Here is a 17,266-nt window from a genome sequence, read left to right as displayed (position 1 = left end):
TATAAACATTCTTAAATAGTATTTTTAAGAATATCCGCGCTTATCTACTATCGCCCTCACGCCGCAAGCAGTGCCGCCACTGCGAGGCACTTCTCATTTCAGGAGCACGACCATGAGCGCATCTCTACGTAGCGTTGACGGCCAGGACGAAGCAGCCATTTTGCGCGAGATCCAGAGCGCCCTGCGCGATCTGCGGTTTGGCGCGGTGGAAATCACTGTGCACAACGCCCAGGTAGTACAAATCGAACGCAAAGAGAAATTCCGTTTGCAGAACCCGGGCAACAAACCGAGCTGAGCAACACCGGCGATTCGATTGCAAGACCCGCAACTATAAGAAAAAAGCCAACACCCAAGAATTTCAGGAGCCTTCTATGTCGTCGATTCGCCGTTATGCCCTGGCAGCACTGGCCAGTGCCGTGTTTGCCGGTTCCGCTGTTGCCAAGGATTACGAACTGCTCAACGTGTCTTACGACCCCACCCGCGAGCTCTACCAGGACTACAACGCTGAATTCACCAGCTTCTGGAAGCAGTCGCACCCGGGTGACAACGTCAAGATCCAGCAATCCCACGGTGGTTCGGGCAAGCAGGGCCGCGCGGTAATCGACGGCCTGCGCGCCGACGTCGTGACCCTGGCCCTGGCCGGCGACATCGACGAAATCGCAAAACTGGGCAAGACCCTGCCGGAAAACTGGCAAACCCGCCTGCCGGACGCCAGCACCCCGTACACCTCGACCATCGTGTTCCTGGTGCGCAAGGGCAACCCTAAAGGCATCAAGGATTGGGGCGACCTGATCAAGAAAGACGTGTCGGTGATCACCCCGAACCCGAAAACCTCCGGCGGCGCCCGCTGGAACTTCCTAGCCGCCTGGGCCTACGGCCTGAAAGCCGGTGGCAGCGAAGCCAAGGCCCAGGAATACGTGAAAGAGCTGTTCAAGCACGTGCCGATCCTCGACACCGGCGCGCGCGGTTCGACCATCACCTTCGTCAACAACGGTCAGGGTGACGTGTTGCTGGCCTGGGAAAACGAAGCCTTCCTGGCCCTGAAGGAAGACGGCGGCGCCGACAAGTTCGACATCGTTGTACCTTCGCTGTCGATCCTCGCCGAGCCGCCAGTGGCCGTGGTCGACAAGAACGCTGAGAAAAAGGGCAATACCGAGATCGCCACCGAGTACCTCAAGCACCTGTACAGCCCGGCTGGCCAGGAGATTGCGGCGAAGAACTTCTACCGCCCACGCGATGAGAAAGTCGCCGCCAAATACGCCCAGCAGTTCCCGAAACTGGACCTGGTGACTATCGACAAAGACTTCGGCGGCTGGAAAACTGCCCAACCGAAATTCTTCAATGACGGTGGCGTGTTCGACCAGATCTACTCGGCGCAGTAAGCAAAATCAAACTGTAGGAGCCAGCTTTCTGTGGGAGCCGGGCTTGCCCGCGATAGCATCACCTCGGTGTAACTGATACACCGAGGTGCCGGCATCGCAGGCAAGCCAGCTCCCACAGAAGCTCGCTCCTACAGTGGTATCTACCCGCTAACCAAGGACTCTTATGTCGCGTCGTATCTCCCCCGTCATACCCGGCTTCGGGCTGACGCTGGGCTACACCGTGGTGTACCTCAGCCTGATCGTACTCATCCCCCTTGCGGCGATGTTTGTACATGCCGCTCAACTCACCTGGGATCAGTTCTGGAACATCATCTCCGCACCGCGTGTGCTGGCGGCGTTGAAACTGAGCTTCGGCACTGCGTTGTATGCCGCGATCATCAACGGCGTGATCGGTACCCTGCTGGCATGGGTACTGGTGCGCTACACCTTCCCCGGGCGCAAGATCATCGATGCGATGATCGACTTGCCGTTCGCCCTGCCCACCGCCGTCGCCGGTATTGCACTCACCGCGCTGTACACGCCCACTGGCCTGGTAGGCCAGTTCGCCGCCGACCTGGGCTTCAAGATCGCCTACACCCCCCTGGGCATCACTCTCGCGCTGACCTTCGTCACGCTGCCATTCGTGGTGCGTACCGTGCAGCCGGTGTTGGCCGATATCCCCCGGGAAATCGAAGAAGCCGCCGCCTGTCTCGGCGCCAAGCCCCTGCAAGTGTTCCGCTACATCCTGGTACCGGCGCTGCTGCCTGCCTGGTTGACCGGCTTCGCCTTGGCGTTTGCACGAGGTGTCGGTGAGTACGGTTCGGTGATCTTCATCGCCGGCAACATGCCGATGAAAACCGAGATCCTGCCGTTGCTGATCATGGTCAAGCTCGACCAATACGACTACCACGGCGCCACGTCCATCGGTGTGCTGATGCTGGTGGTTTCCTTTGTCCTGCTGCTGCTGATCAACTTGCTGCAGCGGCGCATCGAACACCCATAAGGAGGCGCGGAACATGTCCCAATCGTCTATTTCCGCCGCGTCCTCGGCCAACGCTGCCCGTCGTGGCAGTGCGGTGTCCCGACGCATCCTGATCAGCCTTGGCTGGCTGGTGTTCTTCCTGTTTTTGTTGCTGCCGCTGTTTATCGTGGTGTCCCAGGGCCTGAAGAATGGCCTGGGTGCGTTCTTCACCGCGATCCTTGAGCCGGACGCGCTGTCGGCGCTGAAACTCACGGTGATCGCCGTGGTGATTTCGGTACCGCTCAACGTGGTGTTCGGCGTCAGCGCCGCCTGGTGCGTGAGCAAGTACTCGTTCCGTGGCAAAAGTATCCTGGTGACCCTGATCGACCTGCCGTTCTCGGTATCGCCGGTGATCGCCGGCCTGGTCTACGTGTTGATGTTCGGCGCCCAGGGCTTCTTTGGCCCGTGGCTGCAAGACCATGACATCCAGATCGTGTTCGCCTTGCCGGGCATCGTGCTGGCGACCATCTTTGTCACCGTGCCGTTCGTGGCCCGTGAGCTGATCCCGCTGATGCAGGAGCAGGGCACCCAGGAAGAAGAGGCCGCGCGCCTGCTGGGCGCCAACGGCTGGCAGATGTTCTGGCATGTCACCGTGCCGAACATCAAGTGGGGCCTGATCTACGGCGTGGTGCTGTGTACCGCGCGGGCCATGGGTGAGTTCGGTGCGGTGTCGGTGGTGTCCGGCCACATTCGCGGCGTGACCAACACCTTGCCGCTGCACGTCGAGATCCTCTACAACGAATACAACCACGTCGCCGCGTTTGCCGTCGCGAGCCTGTTGCTGATCCTGGCGCTCTTCATCCTGCTGCTCAAGCAGTGGAGCGAGAACCGTATCAACCGCCTGCGCAAAAGTGCTGGTGAGGAATAAGTCATGTCGATCGAAGTCCGTAATGTCAGCAAGAATTTCAACGCCTTCAAGGCCCTGAACAGCATCAATCTGGACATCCAGAGTGGCGAGCTGGTGGCGTTGCTGGGCCCGTCCGGCTGCGGCAAGACCACCCTGCTGCGGATCATCGCCGGTCTCGAAACCCCGGATGCCGGCAACATCGTGTTCCATGGTGAAGACGTCTCCGGCCACGACGTGCGTGATCGCAACGTCGGCTTTGTGTTCCAGCACTACGCGCTGTTTCGCCACATGACCGTGTTCGACAACGTCGCGTTCGGCCTGCGGATGAAACCGAAAAACCAGCGCCCCACCGAAAGCCAGATCGCCGTGAAAGTCCACGAGCTGCTGAACATGGTGCAGCTCGATTGGCTGTCGGATCGCTACCCGGAACAACTCTCCGGCGGCCAGCGCCAGCGTATCGCCCTGGCGCGCGCCCTGGCGGTAGAGCCGAAAGTGCTGCTGCTGGATGAACCCTTCGGCGCCCTCGATGCCAAGGTCCGTAAAGAACTGCGCCGCTGGCTGGCGCGCCTGCACGAAGACATCAACCTGACCTCGGTGTTCGTGACCCACGACCAGGAAGAAGCCATGGAAGTGGCGGACCGCATCGTGGTGATGAACAAGGGCGTGATCGAGCAGATTGGCTCACCGGGCGAAGTCTACGAAAACCCGGCCAGTGATTTTGTTTATCACTTCCTCGGGGACTCCAACCGCCTGCATTTGGGTGAAGACAAGCACGTGCTGTTCCGCCCGCATGAAGTGTCGCTGTCGCGCCATGAACTGGAAGACCACCACGCGGCTGAAGTGCGTGATATTCGCCCGCTTGGCGCGACCACCCGGGTGACCCTGAAGGTCGAAGGCCAGAGCGAGTTGATCGAGGCTGAAGTGGTGAAAGACCACGACAGCCTGACGGGTTTGGCGCGGGGCGAGACGTTGTTCTTCAAGCCCAAGGTCTGGCAAAAAGCTTAAGACGTTGATCGTTCCCACGCTCCGCGTGGGAACGCCTCTTGTGACGCTCTGCGTCACGCTTCAGGACGCGGAGCGTCCCGGGCTGCATTCCCACGCAGAGCGTGGGAACGATCAAGCGCCGCAAGCCCGCTCCCACATTTGGATCTCCAGTGTTGCTCAGGCCGTGGCGTTCTTGTGCCGCACGGCCACGGGCCCCGAGCGCTCTTCAATCTGCCGCTTCAGGTCATGCCGCAGCCCCACCAGGAACGCCAACTCCGCCACCACAAACAACGGCCCCACGATCAACCCGGACACGTCATCGACAAACGCCGGCTTGCGCCCCTCGTAGTAATGCCCCACAAACTGGATCACCCAGCCCACCACGAACATGCCGATGCCGCTGCTCAGCCACACCAGCGTGCTTTGCGCCGCCAGCACATGCCCGGCCCACACCGACAGGCCCATCAGCACCGTCATCAGCACGCCGAGCGCCAGTTCCAGGCGCAGGTAGAACCATGCCGAAAGCAGCGCCACTACCACCGCGGGCGACAGCCACAGCCCGGCCACCGTCCATTCGGGGCGTGACAGCAGCACGGCCACGGCCACCACAATCAGCGGGATGCCGATAAAGTGGCTGGCGATATTGCGCGGGTCGCGGTGGTAGGCGGCGTATTGACTGAGATGGTCGACGAGGCTTTTCATTGTTGTTCCTCCTGTAGGATGTTTGATCATGCCCTGTAGGCCCACGACACACTGTCAACTGGCCGACAATCTTCGGAGTTCGCATGGATGTAGAGAAATGGCACCCACGGCTGGCCACCGGTCACTGGTACAGCCATCTGCCTGCTGATCTACAGAATAGCTTGCTGGCCAGCGCCCGGTTGCGGCAGCTGACGGCGGGGCAATACCTGTTCAAGCGCGGCGATCCGCCGTGTGGGTTGTATGCGGTGCTGGAAGGTTCCTTGCGTATCAGCGCGGTGAACGAGCAGGGCAAGGAGGCAGTGTTGAGCCTGGCGGAATTACCGTACTGGTTCGGCGAGATCTCCCTGTTCGACGGGTTGCCCCGCACCCACGACGCTTGCGCGGTCGGGCCTTGTACGTTGTTGCAGGTGCCGCAGCCGGCGTTGCTGCACATTCTTGAACAGACTCCGCGTTACTGGCGCGACATGGCCCTGTTGATGAGCCAGAAACTGCGCCTGACCTTTATCAATATCGAGCAATTGAGCCTGATGCCGGCGTCGGTGCGGGTGGCGCACCGCCTGCTGATGATCGCCGAGGGCTATGGCGACATCGAGCAGGCCCGGCAGGTGCTGCAACTGCCCCAGGAAGACTTGGCCGCGATGCTGAGCCTGTCGCGCCAGACCACCAATGCGTTGCTCAAGGACCTGCAAGGCCAGGGCATCGTGCGCCTGGGCTATGGCGAGATCGAAATCCTCGACCCGCAACGTTTGCGCGAGGCGGCGCATGCCTGAGGGTGGTAGCCTGCGTTCACGATTATTCGAGGTGTGTTATGCGCGTCCTGCTAGTGGAACACGAGTCAGAGGCGGCCGAGGCGATGGGCCGCAGTCTTGAAGAGGCCAGCTACACGGTGGAGGTGGCGGCCAATGGCATGGCGGCCCTGCGCTTTGTGGAAAGCACCGAATACGACCTGGTGATCCTGGATGTGATGCTGCCGGGGCTGAATGCCTGGAAGCTGCAGCAGGCGATCCGGTTGAAGGGTGAGACGCCGATGTTGTTTTTGACCACGCCTGACGGGATTGAAGATCGGCTGCGTGGGCTGGAATTGCATGAGGATGACTATTTGCTCAAGCCGTTTGAGGCCCGGGCGTTGGTGGCGCGGGTGAAGAAGGTGTTGCGGCGGGATCGGGGGCGCTGACTGCCACTGGCTTTTGGGGTGTTTGATCGACCGCTTTCGCGAGCAAGCCCGCTCCCACATTTGACCGAGTACATCCTTTGGAATGTGGTCAAATGTGGGAGCGGGCTTGCTCGCGAAGAGGCCCTCACAGCCGCCGCAACTCCAGCTACCTCAACCCATCCCGAAACTGCCCCGGCGTGATCCCTGTCCAGCGCTTGAACGCCCGGTTGAAGCTGCTGGTATCGGCAAACCCCAGCAAATGACTGATCTCCGCCAGCGAACACTCGGGGTCCCGCAGATGCAGCAGCGCGAGGTTCTCCCGGCATTCGTTCAGCAGCGCATCAAACCGGCAGCCCTCATCCGCCAGATGCCGCTGCAAGCTGCGCAAACTCAGATGCAACGCCTGGGCGATGCGCTCGGCGCTCGGCTCACCGTCAGGCAACTGCGCCTCAATGGCCGAACGCACCTTGCGTTCCCAGGTCAGCGGCCGCAGTTGCGCCAGGGTGCGCTTGAGTACGGTTTCATTGTGCTCGGCCAACTCGGGGTTGGCATCGTCCAGGTGGCTGTCAAAGTCCCGGGCCGCAAATTCCAGACGGTCTTCCTCGGCGGCAAAAAACACCGGCGCGCGAAATACCGTGTGCCACGGTTTGGGATCAGCCGGCTCGGGCCGCCGCAGGTACACCGCCAGCGGCGCGTACTCCCGGCCCAGGCGATTGCGGCAGGTGCGCACGTAAATCGCGGCGAACGCATCAATCGCCTCAAACGCGGGTGCGGGTGTACCGGCGGGCTGTTGCAGGCGAAAGCGGTAACGTTCGCCCTCCCGGCTAAGCTCCAGGCTCAGTGCGTCGCTGACCACCTGGTGATAGCGCACGATCCGCTCGAACACTTCCCGCAGGCTGCCGCTGGCCACCAGCGCATATCCCAGCGCGTGAAAGGTGGTGGGGCTGACAAACCGCGACACCCGCAAGCCAATCGCCGGGTCGCCGCTGGCCTGTACCGCCAGTTCCCACAGGCGCGTGGTGGCCGATAGCGGGTAGCGCGCGTTCGGATCTTCCATCAACTGCGGGTCGAGCCCGGCCTGGGCGCACAGCGCGGCGCTGTCGAGGCCCAGGGCGTCGAGCTGCTTGCGCAGGGCGCGGGTCCAGCTGGCGAGAGAGGTCGGTTCGGTCATGTTGATTGGCGCTTGCGGTCAACAGGTTGGCGTGTGGGGCTAGCGTCCCGCCAGATCGCATAGGGCAGGATGTACGCATCAATAAGACAGAGGATGGAAGCATGGACGGTACTTCTGCAAGTCCCCGGCAGATGAACGCACAACAGCGTTCAGCGCATATTCGTGAAGTGGTGCTGGCCGAGGGGCTGTTATTGCGCCAGCGCCACCCCTGGCTGCTGCATCAGGATGCGTTGGGCGCGGGCATCCTGGCCTTTGCCCTGGTGGGCATGCTGGGTTCGGCGGCGCTGTATATCACCGGGCACATGGCGTGGTGGGTGTGCCTGCTGCTCAACGCATTCCTCGCGTCATTGACCCACGAACTGGAACACGACCTGATCCACAGCATGTACTTTCGCAAGCAGCGCCTGCCCCACAACCTGATGATGGGCCTGGTGTGGCTGGCGCGGCCCAGCACCATCAACCCTTGGGTACGGCGCCATATCCACCTCAATCACCACAAGGTTTCCGGCAGCGAAACCGACATCGAAGAGCGCGCGATCACCAACGGTGAACCGTGGGGCCTGGCACGTTTGCTGATGGTCGGCGACAACATCATGTCGGCACTGATCCGGGTGCTGCGCGCACCGTCCTGGAAGCACAAGCTGGGCATTCTCAAGCGCACGGCGCTGGTCTACGCACCGCTGGCGCTGCTGCATTGGGGCGCGTGGTATGTGTTCCTCGGCTTCCATGCCGCGAATGGCATCGCCAGCCTGCTGGGCGCGCCAATCGACTGGTCAGCCAACACCCTGGCAGTGATGCACATCATCGACATCGCCGCCGTGGTGATCATCGGCCCCAACGTGCTGCGCACCTTCTGCCTGCATTTTGTCAGCTCCAACATGCACTACTACGGTGACATCGAGCCGGGCAACGTGATCCAGCAAACCCAGGTGCTCAACCCGTGGTGGCTGTGGCCGTTGCAAGCGTTCTGCTTCAACTTCGGCAGCACCCACGGGATTCATCACTTTGTGGTCAAGGAGCCGTTCTACATCCGCCAGATGACGGTGAAAACGGCGCACAAGGTGATGGCGGAGATGGGCGTGCGCTTCAACGATTTCGGCACGTTTGCCCGGGCCAATCGGTTTGCGCGCCAGGAGGGACGGCTGAGCGAACTCAACCCGGTGGAAAGGACAGCGATCTGAGCAAGCGTCCCGGTCACCCTGGGGTGACCGGGTGCGATTTACTGAATGGCCTGGTAGAAGTTCACCTGTGCTTCATCCAGGTACGCGAGGATTTTCGCCGGCAGGCGCTCGGTGGGTTTCGCCGGGCCGAAGGCTTTGTAGAGCGTTTCGAAATGCGCGTGCAGGTCCGCGACGCTTTCCCACTGTTCGTTGAGAAAGAACCGGTTGGGGTTCTCTTCATCCTTATGCCATTGATAGACCACGGCCTTGTCGTGCTGGTGGGTGAGCTTTTGTGAAACGGCCGCTACATCACGATAGAACTCGGCCTGTTTGCCTTCTTTGATGGTGCCGCTGAAAACCAGGTAGAGCATGTTGGAATCCTCGGTTTGGGGAGATTGCAGAACATCTGCATCGCCAAACTAGCCTCAGTGAGCAGGCCCTTGTAGCCAGCACGCCGCGAATTCAGAATTCGTAAAAGGCCTCGGAATCGAACGGCCGTCTTTGCCCGGTCAGGCCCATGCGTTGCAACACCAGCACTACCACCGCAGCGGTAACCCGATGGAACGACAAGTCTGTCACCCCTAGTCGAACGACGCGTGGGCCGCTCGCGAGATTTGTTCTGCCTGCAGCTTGGTGAGTCACCGTCATGATTTTTTCCCTATGCTAAAAATCGCCCTGGAACTCGGCGATCATGAACTCGACGAAAGCCCGAGCCTTGGATGAGATCAACCGCGCGCTGGGGTAGATCGCCCAGATATCCCGGGTTTGCTCCAGGACACAGGACGGCATGATTTCCACCAATGCGCCGCTTTCCAGTGAGGGCCTGACGTTCCACTGTGAAACAGAGACGATGCCGAGCCCACCTTCCGCTGCAAGCCGTGCGCTTTCGCCGCAATTGACTCTGAGCGAACCACTGATTGCCGTGACTTTGTGTGACCGGGCACCCACGAAACGCCAATGGTCCTCGTCGCCCAGCAGGATGCAGGAATGATTGACCAGCTCCGCAGGTGAAGTCGGTTCGCCATGCGCCTGGAGGTAGGCGGGTGCCGCACACAGGATGCGTCTGTCGCAGCCGAGCTTGCGCGCCACCAGGGATGAGTCCTTCAGGGCGGCGATGCGGATTGCCACATCAATCCCGATCTCGGTCAGGTCCTGCATTTGATCGGACAGTATCAGGTCGATCTTCAGCTTCGGGTTGGCGTGCAGGAACCGGGTGATGGCCGGCATCAGGCACATCCGCGCGAAGGACCCGGGGGCGGATACTCTTAACACCCGCTTGGCCACGTCCTTGCCTTTCACCGCGACCAGATAGGCCTCGTCCACGGCTGCCAGCACCCGGATTGCATGGGGCAGAAACAGCGCACCGTCTTCGGTCAGGCTGACCTGGCGGGTGGTGCGATGCAGCAGGCGCATGCCCAGGTATTCTTCAAGCTTCGCCAGTTTGTGGCTGGCCACCGAGGGCGCGAGTCCCAGCTCCCTGCCGGCTGCGGTGATATTGCCCAGCTCTGTTGATCGCATGAACAGGTTCAACGCATCAATATTCATGCTTCGGCGCCGCTAGTGTGTGGGCGCCGGTGCGGCATCGATCTTCACGCGCAGCAGGCTGTAGGGTTTCTGGCGCAAGTCTTTGCCTGCGTGAAAGATGCTTTGGCGGTGCAGCTGATTGGCGATGAAGTACAGGTAGCCATCAGGACCGATTGACAGTGTGTCGGGCCAGAGCACACGCGGATCATGGACGATGGTCTGCCATTGCCCGTTCGCCAGCCGTTTGCGCACGCTGTTGTTTTCGTAGTCGCCGGCATACACGGCCCCCGAGGCGTCGGCTTCAAGCCCGTCCGAGGCACCTTTTTCCCCGAGGTCTTTGACCGCCATTTCGAGCCGTGCTTCGCTGACTGTCTCGTCACGCAGCAGTGCAGTGGGGATGGCGTACAGGTGCCGACTCGACAGCGGGCAGAAATACAAGGTCTGCCCATCAGCCGACAGGGCGATGCCGTCCGAAGCCACGGCAAAAGGTTGGGTGCCGCCTTTGGCATCCCGCACTTTCAGGACCTGGCCTTCGACCGTGGGTACGAAGTTCGGGTCGACCGAGGTTGAGGGTGCACCACTGAGCCGGCGTATGGCTGTGCCACTGGCGATGTCCATGACGATGATCGCGCCCGGGCCGGTAAGTGAAGAGTCGGTGATATAGATCACGCCTTGGTCACCCACGCGAAAATCAAAGCGCATGTCGTTGACGTAGGTGCCGGGCAGCATGACGTTTTTCGGGAATACGAGGGTCTTGACCACCTTGTTGGTGGCGAGCTCAACTGCGACGAGCTTGGCACCACCTGGCTGTGGAGGCGAGAAGCCAGGCGCCGCGGTGTCCAGTATCCAGAGGCGCCCGCGCCCGTCGGCCACCACGCTTTGTACGCTGATAAACCCTTTGGCCGGGTCTTTGGGGTTGGCCTGATTTATCGCCTGGTCAGGGTAGGGTACGACTTTGCCGTCGCGCAATTCTGCGACGGTAAACGGTACCTCGTCGCCCCAGCGAGGAAAGTTGACAAAGATGCGTCCGGTCTCGGTAACGCTCACGCCGGTGGGCATGGCATCGTGGAAGGCGTGCACCTGCTCGATGGCGCCAACGCTCTGATCGGCGGGCAGGTTCGCCGGCATGGAAGCCTGGGCGGCGGTGCCGGTGAGGGCCGCTGCCAAGGCAAGGGCAGTCCAACTGATTGGGTATTTCAAGTACATGGCAGGGCTCCAGGTTTTTCTGTTCTGGAGCCAATGGTGTCGGTTCCCGGCAGGCGAAAAAACCCGCTGATTGCCGATAACAGTTTCATTGAAATCAAGAGAATGGGCTGTCGCGCGCAAGCCTGGTTTTTTAATTGCGGGCGAGCAAGCTTGCTTCAGCAGAGGGGGTATCCACGGTGATCAGGGTTTCGATCATCGCCTTCGCCGCCGGCGACAAGCGAAACCCGGTACGGCTGATGATCCCGCAGCGGTTGTTCAAACTGTCGAGGCTGTGAGGCACGTTGCGCCAGTGCAGCACCGTCAGTGCGCCACGGGCAAAGTCTTCGGCAAACGCATCCTCGGCACCCAGGCCAATCGCGTTGGACTGGTGCACGATGGCCGCCAGCGCCGCAAACTGCTCCAGTTCGATAGCGGGAGAAAAGTCGACACGCCCGCTCAGGTTGGCCAGTAGCTTGCGTACCCCGGGAGCGATCAGCGGTGTGGCCAGCGGGTAGTCAAACAAGTCGTTGGTCGAGAGGCTGTCCTTGGCCAGTAACGGGTGCCCGGCGCGGCAGAAAAATACATTGCGCCGGGGTGTCAGGGCCTGGGTCTGGAAATTCGGATCGGCCTCGAAGTGGCGCACATCGGCGATGAAGAATTCGATCTCTTCGCGACTCAAACTGCGTCCGAGTTTTTCCCAGTTATCCACATGCAAACCGCTGCGTACTCGTGGATGAGCGCCGACAAACCGTGCGATCGCTCCAGGCACCAGGTTCACCGCCGCCACGGCATCGCAGCCAAAGCGCAATTCGCCGGCGTCGAGCTTGGTCATGCGGGTGACTTCGTGGCTCAGCCGCGCCGCGCCCTGAACGAGCGACAAGGCATGTTGCAACACCACCTGGCCCTCGGGAGTGGGGCGCAGGTCTTTGTGAGCGCGGTCCACCAGCACACAGCCAAACTCCTGTTCCAGGCTTTGGATGCTGCGGCTGAACGCCGGCTGGGTAATGCCCATGGCGTCGGCGGCGCGCACAAAACTGCGGTACTCGTTCAGAGCAATGAAGTAGCGCAGTTGGCGAAGGTCCATGGAGTTTTCCGGCGTCCTGAAGGAAACCGCGATTCTAATCGCCTCGCTTATTCCGCAAAAGAATGTTCATTGTTTTATCTAGATTCAAATTGCATATCTATAGAGCCTGTGCGGTAGGTGGCCGGGCTGAACACCCGGGTGAGTATCAGCATCGCCACCACCGTCAGCGTCAGCACCATCCACGCGCTGACGAAACTGCCAGTCAATTCCCGCAGCCAGCCGGTCAGCCACGGTGATACGGCGTTGATCAAAAAGCCCACGCCCTGGACGAACGCCGCCAGTTGGCCGGCCTCCCGAGGGTCGCGGCGGTGATCCAGGGTCAACAACAGGCTCAGGGCGAAACATGCTCCCAGGCCGAAACCGATCAACGCCACCCACACGTGGGGGAATTCCAGCGGCGCCGTCAGCAGGCCGATGTAGCCCACGGTCTGGGCCAGCAGGCTGATGCTCAGTAACGGTCGACGATCAATGCCACGTTGCGCCAGGGCCGGCATCAACAGCGCGGCGATTACCTGGAAGATCGTCATGAACGCCAGCAGCGAACCACTGGGCAGTACGCCCCAACCCAACTGCTGATAGTAGGCCGGCAGCCACGCGACCATGCTCATGTAGCCGCAATTCACCAGGCCGAAATACAGCGCCAGCAACCACGCCCGACGGTTGCGCAGGCCCTGGAACGGCGCCGTCACCTGCGGGTTTTTCGCCGCACCCAATGGCAGCCACGCCCACAACAATAGTGCGCCCAGGGCCGGTAGCAGCCAGATCCCGAGCCCCGCCTGCCACTGCTGGAAATGCCCCGCCACCAACGGGCTGAGCAGCGCGGCCAAGCCACCGCCGCCCATCAGCGAAGCCGAGTAAACCCCCATCGCCAACGGCACGCGCTGGTGAAACTGGCGCTTGATCATCGCCGGCACCAGCGCCTGGATCAGCGCCACACCCGCACCGCCGAACAATGCCGTGGCCAGCAGCGCCGGCGCCTGGCCAAACAGCCAGCGCGCGAGGCACGCCAGCAGAATCATCATCAAGCCCAGGGCGATTCCGCGACGCTCCCCCAGCTTCGCCTCCAGGCGCACCCCCACCAACGCCACCAGGCCCATGCAGATCACCGGCAGGCTGGTGAGCAGGGCGCTGCTCTGGAAACTCAGGCCGGTGGCCAGACGGATTTCCCCCAGCAACGGGCTGATGGAACTGAGGATCGGTCGCAGGTTCAGGCCCAGTACTACCAACAAACCCCAACCGGCCAGTTTGCCGGCGAACGAATTATTCAGCGTCATGCAGGGCCTGCCACTCGCGGTAAAGGGCTTGCATCGCTGCCTGCGGCAGGTGCTGCACGGGCAATTTTTGCTCCGCCAGCGGCAGCGCCAGTTGCTGGTAGATCGCTGCTGTGGACAAACCAAAGGGCGCCGCCACGTCGTTGCTGGCAGCGAACACCACACGGGATATGCCGCACAGGTGCATCGCACTCAGGCACATCGGGCAGGGCTGGCCGCTGGCGTAGATCACACAACCGTCGAGGCGCGGGCCGAGTTGTTGGCTGGCGGCACGGATGGCGAGCATCTCGGCGTGGGCGGTGGGGTCCTGGCTCAAGTGGATTTCGTTGACCGCCTCGACCAGCACCTCGCCGTCACGCACCAGCACGGCACCAAACGGGCGGCCACCGGCAGCTACGTTGGCCTTGGCCAGTTGCACGGCGTGATGCAGATGCTGTTGATCGTCAGTCATGGAAAACCCCTCGTGCGCAATGAGGCGTGAAGTATGGGCAGCCGCAGGGGTATTCTGAAATTAAATATAACCATGCCAATCAGTGGCAAATGGAATGGTGAGCCCATGTTCGATCCCGTGTTGTTGCGCAGCTTTGTTGCCGTCGTCGATTGCGGCAATTTCACCCGCGCGGCCGAGCGGCTGCACTTGACCCAGTCCACGGTCAGCCAACAGATCCGCCGCCTGGAAGATGCACTGGGCAGCCAGGTGCTCGACCGGGATCAGCGCCGCGTGGTGGCCACGGTGGAGGGTGAACGCTTGCTGGCGTATGCGCGGCGCATCCTGGCGCTGCACGAAGAGGCGGCCGACGTGCTGATCAATCAGCAGAGCGATGGCGTGTTGCGCCTGGCGGTGCCCGAGGACTTTGCGGCCGAGCGCCTGATGCCGTTGCTGTCGGCGTTTGTGCAGGCTTATCCCCGGGTGCGCCTGGAGGTCACCAGCGGCTTGGGGCCGGAGTTGTTGCGGGATTATCGCGGCGGTGAATTCGACGTGCTGCTGGTCAAGCAAATGGGTGACAGCGATGACTGCCTGGTGTCCTGGCCGGAGCCGTTGTGTTGGGTCGACAGCCGCAGTTCGCCGTCCCTGGGACGTGATCCGCTGCCGTTGGTGGCGTTTCCCGCTGGCGGCCTGTACCGCAATGAAATGCTGCATCACCTGGAGGTGGGCGGCTGGCGCTGGCGCATCGGTTATTCCAGCGCCAGCTTGGCCAGCGTGTGTTCGGCGGTGGCGGCGGGGCTGGGGATCAGCCTGTTGCCGGTGCGGGTGGTGCAGCCCGGGCACGTGGTGTTGGGCGCGGACAGCGGTTTGCCTGCGGTGCAGGGCGTGCGGCTGGCGCTGTATGGACGCAACGGCCTTGGTGCGGCCGGGCAGGCGTTGCTACGCCAATTGCAGGATTTATGTGCCGGTAATCCACGCTGAGCCATGCCTTCAGTGAATATTTTGTATGCCTCAAAAGCATTGAGATTTTCCCCCACGGCGCCAGGCCGCGCAGGACGTGGCTTCGGCGTATCCGGATGTTTCGGTTATTCAATTTAGATCTATCTATAACTTTAAAGATTACTTTAAGAGATAAGCGTCTGCCCCCGATGATTCAGCCCTCGACGGCCGCCAAGGCAGGCCCGTCGGTTTTTTTGCTTAAGACCGCAGGGGAGTTAATCAATGGGCAATGTCCAGACCGCCGCCAGTGCACAAGAGGCGCAGTGGCGCCACGCACCGGGTGGTGAGTTGGTCGACCTTGGCCGGCCGCATCGCGCGCCGTTGGGGCAGTTGCGTACGCAGAAAACCCCGAAGGGTGTGTTGAGTCGGCGTGAAGCGATCCTGTTGGGGATTCTCGCGCTGGCCTTGCATGGCGCGGTGATCTATTGGGTCAGCCAGAAGCCAACCCCGGTGCTGCCGATTGTGCCGCCGGAAATCCCGCCGATGACGATCGAATTTTCCCAGCCGGCTCCGCCGGTTGTGGAGCCGCCGCCGCCTGTACCGCCACCGCCGCCGCCACCGGTTGTCGAGCCACCGCCGCCGGTGGTTGATGAATTGGCCGCCAAGCCGGCGCCGAAAAAGATTCCGAAACCCAAGCCGGTGCCAAAGCCTGTGCCCAAGCCCGCACCGAAACCGTTAGCCGAGCAGCCGCCCGCGCCGCCTGTACCCGCGCCACCGGCTCCAGCACCGCCGGCACCGCCTGCGCCCGCGCCGGTCACACCGGCCTCGGCCAACGCCGCGTACCTGAAGAACCCGGCGCCGGAATACCCGTCACTGGCCCAGCGCCGGGGTTGGGAAGGCACGGTGCTGTTGCGGGTGCATGTATTGGCCACCGGCAAGCCGGGTGAGATCCAGATTCAGAAAAGCAGTGGTCGCCAGCAACTCGACGAAGCCGCACTGGCTGCCGTGAAGCGCTGGAGTTTTGTACCGGCCAAGCAGGGTGATGTGGCCCAGGACGGCTGGGTCAGCGTACCGATCGATTTCAAGATTCATTAATTATTGGATGCGGTGTGTTGGACACATCGCGACCTGCACAGAGGGAAAACATCATGGCATTAGCATCTCCAACTGAATCCATCGAAAGCGCGGTGATCTGGCTGCTGGTGGTCTTTTCGGTCGCTACCTGGGGCCTGGCCCTGCTCAAGGGCGTCCAGTTCGGCCGCCTCAAGTCCCAGGATCGCAAGTTCCACAAACAGTTCTGGGCGGCATCCAGCCTGGACTCGGCCGCTGAACTCGCTGAAACCAAACCCGGCGCCGCCGCTCGTGTGGCCCAGGCTGGTTACGCCGCGATCCAGGTGGGTGAGGCGCCACACGCTGCTGACCTGAGCCAGGCGATCAACCATCAGGACCGTCTTGAACGCGCTTTGCGCCAACAGATCGTGCGTGAGCGTCGCTCCCTGGAAACCGGCCTGGCCGTGGTTGCGAGTATCGGCAGCACCTCGCCGTTTATCGGTCTGTTCGGCACTGTGTGGGGGATCATGGAAGCCTTGAAAGGCATCAGCGCCGCCGGTTCCGCCAGCCTCGAAACCGTGGCCGGGCCGATCGGTGCGGCACTGGTTGCCACGGGTGTGGGTATTGCCGTCGCGGTGCCGGCGGTGCTGGTCTACAACTACTTCCTGCGTCGCCTGAAGCTCACGGCTGCTGACCTGGACGACTTCGCCCACGACTTCTACAGCCTGGCGCAGAAGAACTCGTTCCGCGTGCTGCTGCACCCGACGCTGAGCAAGGCCGGTGCCCAGGGTGGCGCGCAAAAAGTGAAGGAGGCGTCCTGAGATGGCCTTCTCCACGCAAGACAGTGATGAGGTGCTGAGCGAGATCAACGTTACGCCGCTGGTGGACGTGATGCTGGTGCTGCTGGTGGTGTTTATCGTCACGGCGCCGTTGTTGACCAATGCGATTCCGATCAACTTGCCCAAGACCGAGGCCGTGGCCCCGGTGGAGCAGAAGGACCCGCTGGTGGTGAGCATTGATGCGGCCGGGAAACTGTTTATCAACAAGGATGAAATCCAGCCGGATTTGCTGGAGTTCAACTTGCAGTCGGCCAAGGCCAAGGACCCGGAGGTGCGGGTGCAACTGCAGGCTGATGATGGAGTGAACTACGGCGAAGTGGCGCGAGCCATGGCGTCGATCGAGCGGGCGGGGATTACCAAGCTTTCGGTGATTACTGCACGTTAGTTTCAAATGCCTCGACAATTTTTTTGGCCGTCTCCTTGGCAGGGTGCGGCCTTTTTTTTGGGCTGTGGTTTTGGGGGGCTGGGTACATATCCATTATTTAGGTAACGGCGGCTTATGGTTCCGCTCTTACAGCGGGTCACTTTTGGCAAACGCCCCAAAAGTA

Annotated in this window: 20 protein-coding genes; 12 read left to right on the top strand and 8 right to left on the bottom strand. The window is 61.6% G+C overall.

Going from position 1 to position 17,266, the window contains the following annotated elements:
- Positions 1 to 112: 112 nt before the first annotated feature.
- The 5 genes from oscA (at position 113) to HX818_RS19905 (ending at position 4,234) form a co-directional block, all read left to right on the top strand.
- Positions 113 to 295, top strand: a complete 183-nt coding sequence (gene oscA, locus HX818_RS19925; RefSeq protein ID WP_003170956.1) for a sulfur starvation response protein OscA — start codon at positions 113 to 115, stop codon at positions 293 to 295.
- 76 nt (positions 296 to 371) lie between these two features.
- Positions 372 to 1,382: a sulfate ABC transporter substrate-binding protein gene (locus tag HX818_RS19920; protein ID WP_003218143.1), complete on the top strand. Its 1,011-nt coding sequence runs from the start codon at positions 372 to 374 to the stop codon at positions 1,380 to 1,382.
- Between the two features lie 163 nt (positions 1,383 to 1,545).
- Positions 1,546 to 2,364, top strand: coding sequence for a sulfate ABC transporter permease subunit CysT (gene cysT / locus HX818_RS19915; RefSeq protein ID WP_003218141.1), 819 nt, complete (start codon positions 1,546 to 1,548; stop codon positions 2,362 to 2,364).
- 13 nt (positions 2,365 to 2,377) lie between these two features.
- Complete coding sequence (gene cysW, locus HX818_RS19910) at positions 2,378 to 3,250, top strand: sulfate ABC transporter permease subunit CysW (RefSeq protein ID WP_003218139.1); 873 nt, start codon at positions 2,378 to 2,380, stop codon at positions 3,248 to 3,250.
- Between the two features lie 3 nt (positions 3,251 to 3,253).
- Complete coding sequence (locus HX818_RS19905; protein ID WP_003218138.1) at positions 3,254 to 4,234, top strand: sulfate/molybdate ABC transporter ATP-binding protein; 981 nt, start codon at positions 3,254 to 3,256, stop codon at positions 4,232 to 4,234.
- Positions 4,235 to 4,390: 156 nt separating this feature from the next.
- On the opposite strand, the gene HX818_RS19900 is transcribed toward HX818_RS19905, so the two are convergent.
- Positions 4,391 to 4,915 carry a DUF962 domain-containing protein gene (locus HX818_RS19900; RefSeq protein ID WP_003218136.1) on the bottom strand — a complete coding sequence of 175 codons (525 nt, stop codon included), beginning with the start codon at positions 4,913 to 4,915 and terminating at the stop codon, positions 4,391 to 4,393.
- Between the two features lie 83 nt (positions 4,916 to 4,998).
- On the opposite strand from HX818_RS19900, the gene HX818_RS19895 reads away from it, so the two are divergent.
- Together HX818_RS19895 and HX818_RS19890 are read left to right on the top strand one after the other, a co-directional pair.
- A complete protein-coding gene (locus HX818_RS19895; protein ID WP_003218134.1) occupies positions 4,999 to 5,685 on the top strand; it encodes a Crp/Fnr family transcriptional regulator in 687 nt (228 codons plus the stop codon).
- A gap of 38 nt (positions 5,686 to 5,723) precedes the next feature.
- Positions 5,724 to 6,089: a response regulator gene (locus tag HX818_RS19890; RefSeq protein WP_003218132.1), complete on the top strand. Its 366-nt coding sequence runs from the start codon at positions 5,724 to 5,726 to the stop codon at positions 6,087 to 6,089.
- 145 nt (positions 6,090 to 6,234) lie between these two features.
- Here HX818_RS19890 and HX818_RS19885 read toward each other — a convergent pair whose 3' ends face one another.
- Positions 6,235 to 7,239 carry an AraC family transcriptional regulator gene (locus HX818_RS19885; RefSeq protein WP_087693638.1) on the bottom strand — a complete coding sequence of 335 codons (1,005 nt, stop codon included), beginning with the start codon at positions 7,237 to 7,239 and terminating at the stop codon, positions 6,235 to 6,237.
- A 101-nt stretch (positions 7,240 to 7,340) separates the two neighbouring features.
- On the opposite strand from HX818_RS19885, the gene HX818_RS19880 reads away from it, so the two are divergent.
- The gene (locus tag HX818_RS19880) at positions 7,341 to 8,420 is read left to right on the top strand and encodes a fatty acid desaturase (RefSeq protein ID WP_023659329.1); all 1,080 of its coding nucleotides are present in this window, start codon (positions 7,341 to 7,343) and stop codon (positions 8,418 to 8,420) included.
- A 38-nt stretch (positions 8,421 to 8,458) separates the two neighbouring features.
- Here HX818_RS19880 and HX818_RS19875 read toward each other — a convergent pair whose 3' ends face one another.
- The 6 genes from HX818_RS19875 to HX818_RS19850 form a co-directional block, all read right to left on the bottom strand.
- Positions 8,459 to 8,770, bottom strand: a complete 312-nt coding sequence (locus HX818_RS19875; protein WP_003218128.1) for a putative quinol monooxygenase — start codon at positions 8,768 to 8,770, stop codon at positions 8,459 to 8,461.
- 292 nt (positions 8,771 to 9,062) lie between these two features.
- On the bottom strand, positions 9,063 to 9,944 hold the full coding sequence (locus HX818_RS19870; protein ID WP_003218126.1) for a LysR family transcriptional regulator: 882 nt from the start codon (positions 9,942 to 9,944) through the stop codon (positions 9,063 to 9,065).
- Positions 9,945 to 9,956: 12 nt separating this feature from the next.
- On the bottom strand, positions 9,957 to 11,129 hold the full coding sequence (locus tag HX818_RS19865) for an L-dopachrome tautomerase-related protein (protein WP_003218125.1): 1,173 nt from the start codon (positions 11,127 to 11,129) through the stop codon (positions 9,957 to 9,959).
- Positions 11,130 to 11,259: 130 nt separating this feature from the next.
- Positions 11,260 to 12,192: a LysR family transcriptional regulator gene (locus tag HX818_RS19860; RefSeq protein WP_003218124.1), complete on the bottom strand. Its 933-nt coding sequence runs from the start codon at positions 12,190 to 12,192 to the stop codon at positions 11,260 to 11,262.
- 74 nt (positions 12,193 to 12,266) lie between these two features.
- Positions 12,267 to 13,466: a CynX/NimT family MFS transporter gene (locus tag HX818_RS19855; protein ID WP_177020606.1), complete on the bottom strand. Its 1,200-nt coding sequence runs from the start codon at positions 13,464 to 13,466 to the stop codon at positions 12,267 to 12,269.
- On the bottom strand, positions 13,453 to 13,914 hold the full coding sequence (locus HX818_RS19850; protein ID WP_134325533.1) for a nucleoside deaminase: 462 nt from the start codon (positions 13,912 to 13,914) through the stop codon (positions 13,453 to 13,455). The genes HX818_RS19855 and HX818_RS19850 overlap by 14 nt, the downstream gene beginning before the upstream one ends.
- Before the next feature lie 105 nt (positions 13,915 to 14,019).
- Here HX818_RS19850 and HX818_RS19845 point away from each other — a divergent pair, with 105 nt between their 5' ends.
- From HX818_RS19845 to HX818_RS19830, 4 genes are all read left to right on the top strand, one after another.
- Positions 14,020 to 14,871, top strand: coding sequence for a LysR family transcriptional regulator (locus tag HX818_RS19845; protein ID WP_008433713.1), 852 nt, complete (start codon positions 14,020 to 14,022; stop codon positions 14,869 to 14,871).
- 240 nt (positions 14,872 to 15,111) lie between these two features.
- Entirely contained in the window at positions 15,112 to 15,924 is an 813-nt protein-coding gene (locus HX818_RS19840) for an energy transducer TonB (RefSeq protein WP_177020605.1), read from the top strand.
- Positions 15,925 to 15,974: 50 nt separating this feature from the next.
- Complete coding sequence (locus tag HX818_RS19835; protein WP_085984637.1) at positions 15,975 to 16,700, top strand: MotA/TolQ/ExbB proton channel family protein; 726 nt, start codon at positions 15,975 to 15,977, stop codon at positions 16,698 to 16,700.
- 1 nt (position 16,701) lies between these two features.
- Positions 16,702 to 17,103: a biopolymer transporter ExbD gene (locus HX818_RS19830; RefSeq protein ID WP_017478080.1), complete on the top strand. Its 402-nt coding sequence runs from the start codon at positions 16,702 to 16,704 to the stop codon at positions 17,101 to 17,103.
- Positions 17,104 to 17,266 lie beyond the last annotated feature (163 nt).

It is taken from the genome of Pseudomonas sp. F9001 (assembly GCF_013385435.1).
Lineage (GTDB): Bacteria > Pseudomonadota > Gammaproteobacteria > Pseudomonadales > Pseudomonadaceae > Aquipseudomonas.
Note: the sequence above shows the minus strand (reverse complement) of the source record. Positions and strands in the feature narration are given on the sequence as shown.

Coding starts and splice junctions, on each gene's coding strand:
- oscA (WP_003170956.1), top strand. CDS start 113: ATGAGCGCATCTCTACGTAGCGTTGACGGCCAGGACGAAGCAGCCATT.
- HX818_RS19920 (WP_003218143.1), top strand. CDS start 372: ATGTCGTCGATTCGCCGTTATGCCCTGGCAGCACTGGCCAGTGCCGTG.
- cysT (WP_003218141.1), top strand. CDS start 1,546: ATGTCGCGTCGTATCTCCCCCGTCATACCCGGCTTCGGGCTGACGCTG.
- cysW (WP_003218139.1), top strand. CDS start 2,378: ATGTCCCAATCGTCTATTTCCGCCGCGTCCTCGGCCAACGCTGCCCGT.
- HX818_RS19905 (WP_003218138.1), top strand. CDS start 3,254: ATGTCGATCGAAGTCCGTAATGTCAGCAAGAATTTCAACGCCTTCAAG.
- HX818_RS19900 (WP_003218136.1), bottom strand. CDS start 4,915: ATGAAAAGCCTCGTCGACCATCTCAGTCAATACGCCGCCTACCACCGC.
- HX818_RS19895 (WP_003218134.1), top strand. CDS start 4,999: ATGGATGTAGAGAAATGGCACCCACGGCTGGCCACCGGTCACTGGTAC.
- HX818_RS19890 (WP_003218132.1), top strand. CDS start 5,724: ATGCGCGTCCTGCTAGTGGAACACGAGTCAGAGGCGGCCGAGGCGATG.
- HX818_RS19885 (WP_087693638.1), bottom strand. CDS start 7,239: ATGACCGAACCGACCTCTCTCGCCAGCTGGACCCGCGCCCTGCGCAAG.
- HX818_RS19880 (WP_023659329.1), top strand. CDS start 7,341: ATGGACGGTACTTCTGCAAGTCCCCGGCAGATGAACGCACAACAGCGT.
- HX818_RS19875 (WP_003218128.1), bottom strand. CDS start 8,770: ATGCTCTACCTGGTTTTCAGCGGCACCATCAAAGAAGGCAAACAGGCC.
- HX818_RS19870 (WP_003218126.1), bottom strand. CDS start 9,944: ATGAATATTGATGCGTTGAACCTGTTCATGCGATCAACAGAGCTGGGC.
- HX818_RS19865 (WP_003218125.1), bottom strand. CDS start 11,129: ATGTACTTGAAATACCCAATCAGTTGGACTGCCCTTGCCTTGGCAGCG.
- HX818_RS19860 (WP_003218124.1), bottom strand. CDS start 12,192: ATGGACCTTCGCCAACTGCGCTACTTCATTGCTCTGAACGAGTACCGC.
- HX818_RS19855 (WP_177020606.1), bottom strand. CDS start 13,466: ATGACGCTGAATAATTCGTTCGCCGGCAAACTGGCCGGTTGGGGTTTG.
- HX818_RS19850 (WP_134325533.1), bottom strand. CDS start 13,914: ATGACTGACGATCAACAGCATCTGCATCACGCCGTGCAACTGGCCAAG.
- HX818_RS19845 (WP_008433713.1), top strand. CDS start 14,020: ATGTTCGATCCCGTGTTGTTGCGCAGCTTTGTTGCCGTCGTCGATTGC.
- HX818_RS19840 (WP_177020605.1), top strand. CDS start 15,112: ATGGGCAATGTCCAGACCGCCGCCAGTGCACAAGAGGCGCAGTGGCGC.
- HX818_RS19830 (WP_017478080.1), top strand. CDS start 16,702: ATGGCCTTCTCCACGCAAGACAGTGATGAGGTGCTGAGCGAGATCAAC.